Below are 6,688 nucleotides of genomic sequence, written 5' to 3'. Positions count from 1 at the left end.
CTGACCTGAACATTCATCGAGCGAACTCCGGGCTGATTGTCCGAGATCAGCAGATTGCCACCCGAACGACGCCGCCACCCGCACGGGACAGGCTGATGATCGATGCGGCGTTCGCCCTGTTCGTGATGGTCGTGGCACTGGCGCAGCAGCAGTCGGCGAGCTCCCAATCTCCGGCAACCCGCTCGCTGGGCATGACTTTCGCCGCTCTTTATGCCCTGACCCTTACCTTCCGGCGGCGAGCGCCCTTCGCCGTTCTCGGGTTGATGGTCGCCGCGCTGCTGGCTTGGAGCCTGAGCGGTGTCCCAACCAGCGGCGCCGGCATCCCGCTCGTCGTGGCGCTGTATTCGGTTGCCGCCTACCGGCCGGTGCGGGTATCCCTGGCCGGACTGGCTCTGGCAATCGCGTGCGTCTTCGCCGTACGGACCAACCAGGGGATTCCGGCCGCAGACATGGTGGAGACGGTGGCGATCATGGCCGGCGCCTGCTACTTCGGGAGCAACGTCGGGCTCCGGCGCAGACAGGGCGAGGCGCTGGCCGCCTACGCCGTTGAGCTGGCGGCCACCCGGGAGGAGCTGGCCAACCAGCGGGTAGCCGAGGAGCGGCTTCGGATCGCACGGGAGATGCACGACGTGGTGGCGCACAGCCTCGGCGTGGTTGCCATCCAGGCCGGTGTCGCCGAGCACCTGCTCACGCAGGACCCCGAACAGGCCCGCCGATCGGTGAGCACCATCGGGGAGGCGGCGAGGACCGGTTTGGCGGACATGCGCCGGACCCTAGGCCTGCTGCGGACCGAAAACGCTGTGATCGACACGGAGGCTTCCCCCCGGCTTGCCGGCATCCCCAAGCTCGTGTCGGAACTCGGAGAAACCTCGCAGCTGGTAATCGACCTCGACAGCACGGGGCAGCCTCCCCCCCTCGCCAACCCGGCACTGGAGCTTTCGGTCTACCGCGTGGTCCAGGAGGCGCTGACCAATGCGGGCAAACATGCGCCTCGCAGCCGGGTGGCGGTAAAGATTGCGTTCACAGACCAGGCGGTCGAGGTCGAGGTCGTCGACGACGGTACCGGCGCCCGACCCCTCGACCTTCCCGGATCCGGCAACGGCCTGGCCGGCATGCGAGAACGGGTGGCACTCTTCCAGGGCAGCTTTGAGGCCGGGCCGAGGGAGGGTGGAGGCTTTCGGGTCTGGGCCAGATTTCCCCTCGGCGACCCCGGCTCGTGATTCGCGTCCTCATCGTCGACGACCAGGCCCTGATCCGGGCCGGGCTCCGCGTGCTTGTGGATTCAACCGCAGACCTCCAGACGGTTGCCGAAGCGGGCGATGGGGCGGAGGCGGTCGAGCTCGCCCGGCAATACCAACCGGAAGTGGTGCTGATGGACATTCGTATGCCCAATGTCGACGGGCTGGAGGCAACCCGGGCCATCGTGAGCGAACCGGCGCTCTCCGGGACCCGTGTCCTGATCCTGACCACATTCGAAACCGACGAGACCGTGTTCGAGGCGCTGCGGTCCGGCGCCAGCGGTTTTCTGCTGAAAGACGTGCAGCCGGCCGAGCTGCTGTCGGCCATTCGGGTGGTGGCCGGGGGTGAGGCTCTCTTGACGCCGGGCGCAACCCGACGGCTGATCGAGGCTTTCGTTCGGATTCCCGGCGTCGCTCCCAGGAGCACGGGGGCCCTGGCCCAGCTGACCGAGCGGGAGCGGGAAGTTCTCGAGCTGGTGGCGGCCGGAATGTCGAACGCCGAGATCGCAGACGAGCTCGTGGTGAGCGGCGCCACCATCAAGACCCACATCAGCCACCTGCTTCAGAAGCTGGCCGCCCGGGACCGGGCACAGCTCGTGGTGATCGCCTACCGGGCGGGGCTCGTCCAGCCGGACCACCGCTAGGGGGCCGCCTCACCCCCCGGGGTGAGACCCAAGATCGATCCCCAGGGCGACGACTTCGCGCCTCCTGAAACCTAGTGTCCTCCTGCAGATACGCACAGGTTCGAAATGTCAAAGGAGAAGGCGATGACAGCTTCACTGCAGGTTGATGCGCACCAGCCGCTAATCGATGAGCAGCACACGCCCCTGCGGGCGATTGGCTTTCACCTGCTCCCCGGCGTTCTGATCGCCGGGCTGTTCTACGCTCTGGCGCCGGCGGTCATGGCGGCGGGGTACCCGGCAATCGTGGCCGGGATGGCGGCTGCGGCAGTGGGAATAGTCGGCGTGGAACTGGGCTGGCTGCTCCACGAAGGTCGCCGGGTCACCGGCCGGTGGTCCGTTGCGGGGGCCCTGGGGTACCGACCGGGAAAGTTCGGCCGGCGCAAGGTGGCGCTGGTTGCCGGCCTGATCATCTGGCAGTTCCTCGCCGCCTCTATCGTGGGCATGAAGCCCTGGATGGTCGAGACCTTCTTCTACTGGATTCCCGAATGGGCCGTGAATCCCTTCCCCTCCGACATCGCGGACACTGCTTCGTCGACCGTCCTGCTGGTCACCGGAGCAGCCCTACTGTTGATCAACGTGGTTATGGGCCCGCTGGTCGAGGAGCTTTACTTCCGGGGGTATCTGCTGCCGCGACTCGCCCGGTTCGGCTTCTGGGCGCCGCTGATCAACGTCTCGCTCTTCTCGCTGTACCACTTTTGGACCCCGTGGGACGTCCTGACCCGCATCGTGATTCTGCTTCCACTGGGTTACGCGGTCTGGCGCACCAAGGACTACCGCGTGGGCATTGCCGCCCACGTCGGGCTCAGTGCGGTGGGGTTCCTGCTCAACTCACTCCCCGCCCTGTTGGGGGCGGGGAGCTGAGCGGGCCTAGCTCTCTTCCTGTATGTGCCCGCCATCTTCGGGGACGTCCGCGTTCTGAGCGAGCGCGGGGTCGTCGTGCGACCGGGCGGTGTCGCCCAGCGACGGGGGTTCGTTACCCTGATTGATATCGGCTACAACCTCATCCGGTGTGGGTGCATCTGTCATTTGCGGCCCCCTTCAGGTTGGCGGTTAATCGTTATCCTCTAGATACCCAAAGCTTGGTTCTTGCCAAACCGCCCAGGTTTACAGCCGGAGTCGACCGGTTCGCGGATCGTGCGGACAAACGTTCCAGACCCTCCACTCCCAGGGCGAACTCCCTCATCGCCGGCGATAGCTTGGCGCCAAGGCCCCGCTGACGCAGCCGCTCGAGGTTCTCCTTGCCCTTGGCGACGAATCCGACGGCTTGACGACCATCCTTGGGAACTGCTCGAACTGCCGAAAACCTCCCTAATTACCTAACTCCTTGGTCATAGAATTAAGACATGAGCGGATTCACGGAGGGAATTGCAGCGGCTGCCGCCCTCAAGGACGAGCTGCGCGGCAAGATCTATGGCTTCATCCGGCGCTCCCGCCGGGCGGTAACCAGGGAGGAGGTGGCCGCCGACGTGGGCATCTCGACGAAGCTCGCCGCATTCCACCTCGACCACCTCGTGGACCGAGGGCTGCTGAGCACCCACTTCGCCCGTCCGGCGGGACGGTCAGGGCCCGGCGCCGGCCGGACCTCGAAGTTCTACCAGCCGTCCGACAAGCAGGTGGAGATCTCCATCCCGCCTCGCAAGTACGACGTCGCCGGGGAGTTGCTCCTTCGCGCCCTGAGCTCCCAAGGCCCTGACGAGTCCCCGGGCGTTGCGGCGCTGCGGGTATCGAACGAAGCAGGGCTTGAGCTCGGGCGGGAGCTTCGCGCCGCTGCAGGCAAGGGACGGGTCGGCGCGGAGAGGGCGCTCCGGGTTATTGAGAACGTCCTCGAAGAACGGGGGTACGAGCCCTATCGGGCGGAGAAGGGAGTGGTTCGCCTCCGGAACTGCCCGTTCCACCACCTGGCCCGGCAGGCTCCCGAGTTCATCTGTGCGATGAACCGCCAGTTCGTCGAAGGAATTGCCAAGGGTCTGGGCAACAATTCCCTCCAGGTGCTCCTGGAGCCCTCCCCCACCGAGTGCTGCGTCTGTATGCGCCTGCCTTCGGGAGACAAGTCCGGTCAGCCGTAGAGCCAAAGTGCGGGTGCACAAGTTCTATGACTAGTTAACATAGGCGTTACGGCTAGGCCGGTCGTCCATGAAGACTTTCTCCCAGGAGGCATCCGTGAAGAACCCGTTGACCAGCATCGAACAAGCGGAAGTGCTCGATAAGCCGAGCGAGGCTCTTATTGCGGCTGTATCCAAGGTGATACCGCCCGGGCCCGTCAAGGACGCCCTCACCGGCAAGTGGCAGGGCCACCCGGTGCACCCGGTGCTCACCGACATACCCATCGGCTTGTGGACCAGCTCGTTGCTGCTCGACGTCCTCGGCGGAAAGAAGTCGCAGAGCGCATCACAAACCCTGCTCGGGCTCGGGATCGCCTCGGCCCTGCCCACCGTTGCTGCCGGGGTGGCCGACTGGATCGACACCTACGGCGACGAACGGCGCATCGGCCTGGTCCACGCGGCCGGAAACGCCACCGCCATGGTTCTGTACACCGGCTCCTACCTGGCGCGGCGGCGGGGAAGCCACGGCTTCGGAGTGGCGCTCTCCATGGCAGCGACCGGAGTTCTGGCCGGGGCGGGCTTTCTCGGGGGCCACCTGGTCTACCGGTTGGGCAGCGGGGTCGACCAGACCCGCTTCGCCCACTACCCCTCGGACTGGACCGCGGTTATGGCCGAGGCGGACCTGCCATCGCAGCAGGCGGTGGCCGCCGACCTCGGCGACTCGAAGGTGATGCTCTACCGTGACGGCGGAACCATCTGCGCCCTGGCCGACAAGTGCTCCCACCGGGGAGGCCCGCTGCACGAGGGGGAGATCGACCCCGACGCGATGACCGTGAAGTGCCCCTGGCACGCCAGCGTCTTCGACATGCGAACCGGAGAGGTCGAGCACGGCCCTGCCTCGGCCCCGCAGCCGTGCTTCGAAGCGAGAATTCTGGGCGACCAGGTTGAGGTCAGGCTCCTCCCGAGCTGATCCCGCTACCTCCCGCACCTCCGGCCGGCCGGCGTCCCCACTGGGGAGCGACCAGCCGGCGGACCTCCACGTTTCCGTCCCGGCGGCGCACGTCGTAAACCGGGGCGGGCACGGTGGCGGGCCCTTTGAGGACTCCACCGTCGGTTAGCCGGAAGATGCTGCCGTGGCACGGGCACTCCACCTTTAGGTCGTTCACCTGGCCGAGGTGAAGAGCGCATCCCCGGTGGGTGCAGCGATCGGAGAGCGCGTAGACCTCCTGGTCCCGCCGGTACAGCAGCAGACCGATGTCACCGGCCCGGGCCGGCGTGGGCGTGTCCTCCGCCAGATCCTGATCGGCGATCACCGGCGTCCACTCCTGGGGCGGGACCTCGAACGCGGTCCGGTTGACCCCGACGCCCTTTACGAACGACAGGTGGCCGCCAAGGTAGGCGGAGCCTCCGGCAGTGAGGACCGCGGCCAGCGACAACAGCTTTCCGGCCCGGCGCCTGCCGGCCCTTCGGGCCCGATGGGACACCACCTGGAGGGCGAGGGCGGCGCCGTTCCCCAGGGCGTGGACCGACCCCAATCGCTGCTGCTCACCCCACAGCTCGGCCCAGTCCGACAGGCCGGCTGCAATGGTCGGCAGTGCCGAGACGTTCCCGATCAGCAGCAGGTGGTCGGCGGCTTTGTTCCCACGTGCGCCGGACGCGTGGTCGAGCAGGGCGGAACTGATCCAGGTGCCGATCACAACGTCGGTGAGCGCAGGATGAAGAGGGCGCCCGAGCCAGGTGCCGCTGAGGAGGTCCTTACGGGTCGACTGCTGCGGAATCGTACGGCTGAGCAGCTTTTGGATCAGCCGTGCGCCCGGGTCCAGTGACTCCATGCGCTCGATCCTGTTCACGAAGCCCGTCACCGGTGCTCCTCCACCTTCCGCAACTGCTCGAGCTCCCTGGTTGCGGTCGCGGCCGTCTCGGGTGGGCCCAGAGCAATCGCCTGTTCGTAAGCGGTCTCTGCAGGCTTGTTCTGCCCCGTGCGCGCGAGAAGGCGGGCGGCGCTGATCGCCCCGACCGAAGCACACTCGGGGTGCCGCAGTGAAATGGTCAGGCGGTATGCCTCCAGAGCCCGCTCCGGGTCACCGGAGCCCGCCGCCAGGTCGCCCAGCTTCAAGGCAGCCCACGAAGTAAGGTCCGGGTGCCCGAGAGCGATTGCCCCCTCCAGACGTTCCTTCGCCTCGGCGGGCCGGCCGATCTTCTCCAGCACGATGCCAAGGTTGTAGGCGGCCCAGGGAGCGAACTCCGGGTGCCCCGACGCCAGAGCCATCTCGTAGGCCTCCACCGCTTGGGGGATCTCGTTTCGTTCTTCGAGCAGAGCGCCGAGACCGAAGGCCGCAGCCGGCGCGAAGTCCCGGTGGCCTGAGGCGATCGCCTGCCGGTACAGCGTCCGGGCCTGCAGGCGGGCGCTCTCCTTCTCGGCGGCTAGAAGGCCCGCCAGCCTCAGTCCCGACTCGACCGCCTCCTCTTGGCGGCCCGCCTCGACCGCCTCGCACCATGCCCTCTGGGCGTCGTAGAGGTTCAAGCGCGCCTGCCGGGTTCTTTTGGTCTCCTCGCCGGACGGCCGGTAGGAGCGCATGACCAGCGGAAACACCTCCTGACGCATATGGGACAGCGACCGGTGGCGGTCGTAGCGGCAGGTGCCGTCCCCGGCTGCGCTCACGGCCGGGGAGATCCGGTCGATGTGGACGTAGATCCGGTTGTCATCGGCCAGGGACAGGTGAAG

At 67.2% G+C, this 6,688-nt stretch carries 7 protein-coding genes and 1 pseudogene; 5 read left to right on the top strand and 3 right to left on the bottom strand.

Translation table 11 applies throughout. The features are described from left to right. From VFV09_13695 to VFV09_13685, 3 genes are all read left to right on the top strand, one after another. A partial coding sequence (locus VFV09_13695) for a sensor histidine kinase (protein HEU4868761.1) occupies positions 1 to 1,220 on the top strand: 1,220 nt, incomplete at its 5' end. Beyond that, positions 1,217 to 1,882 carry a response regulator transcription factor gene (locus VFV09_13690; GenBank protein ID HEU4868760.1) on the top strand — a complete coding sequence of 222 codons (666 nt, stop codon included), beginning with the start codon at positions 1,217 to 1,219 and terminating at the stop codon, positions 1,880 to 1,882. The genes VFV09_13695 and VFV09_13690, both read left to right, overlap by 4 nt. 123 nt (positions 1,883 to 2,005) lie before the next feature. Continuing rightward, a complete protein-coding gene (locus VFV09_13685) occupies positions 2,006 to 2,782 on the top strand; it encodes a CPBP family intramembrane glutamic endopeptidase (GenBank protein HEU4868759.1) in 777 nt (258 codons plus the stop codon). 271 nt (positions 2,783 to 3,053) lie between these two features. Here VFV09_13685 and VFV09_13680 read toward each other — a convergent pair. Continuing rightward, positions 3,054 to 3,158 (bottom strand): annotated as a pseudogene (locus VFV09_13680) (hypothetical protein). A 106-nt stretch (positions 3,159 to 3,264) separates the two neighbouring features. On the opposite strand from VFV09_13680, the gene VFV09_13675 reads away from it, so the two are divergent. After that, positions 3,265 to 3,987, top strand: coding sequence for a transcriptional regulator (locus tag VFV09_13675; GenBank protein ID HEU4868758.1), 723 nt, complete (start codon positions 3,265 to 3,267; stop codon positions 3,985 to 3,987). Positions 3,988 to 4,081: 94 nt separating this feature from the next. Continuing rightward, positions 4,082 to 4,933: a Rieske 2Fe-2S domain-containing protein gene (locus VFV09_13670; protein ID HEU4868757.1), complete on the top strand. Its 852-nt coding sequence runs from the start codon at positions 4,082 to 4,084 to the stop codon at positions 4,931 to 4,933. Here the strand turns inward: VFV09_13670 and VFV09_13665 are convergent. Continuing rightward, entirely contained in the window at positions 4,914 to 5,825 is a 912-nt protein-coding gene (locus tag VFV09_13665) for a Rieske (2Fe-2S) protein (GenBank protein HEU4868756.1), read from the bottom strand. The two genes, VFV09_13670 and VFV09_13665, sit on opposite strands and share 20 nt — an antisense overlap. Further along, positions 5,822 to 6,688, bottom strand: an 867-nt coding sequence (locus VFV09_13660; GenBank protein HEU4868755.1) for a tetratricopeptide repeat protein, incomplete at its 5' end; no start/stop codon positions are given. The genes VFV09_13665 and VFV09_13660, both read right to left, overlap by 4 nt.

The organism is Actinomycetota bacterium (assembly GCA_035759705.1).
Lineage (GTDB): Bacteria > Actinomycetota > CADDZG01 > JAHWKV01 > JAHWKV01 > JAJCYE01.
This window is presented reverse-complemented; position numbering and strand designations above follow the sequence as displayed.

What these genes read in the sequence shown, in the direction of transcription:
- VFV09_13685 (HEU4868759.1), top strand. Translation starts at nt 2,006, where the DNA reads ATGACAGCTTCACTGCAGGTTGATGCGCACCAGCCGCTAATCGATGAG.
- VFV09_13675 (HEU4868758.1), top strand. Translation starts at nt 3,265, where the DNA reads ATGAGCGGATTCACGGAGGGAATTGCAGCGGCTGCCGCCCTCAAGGAC.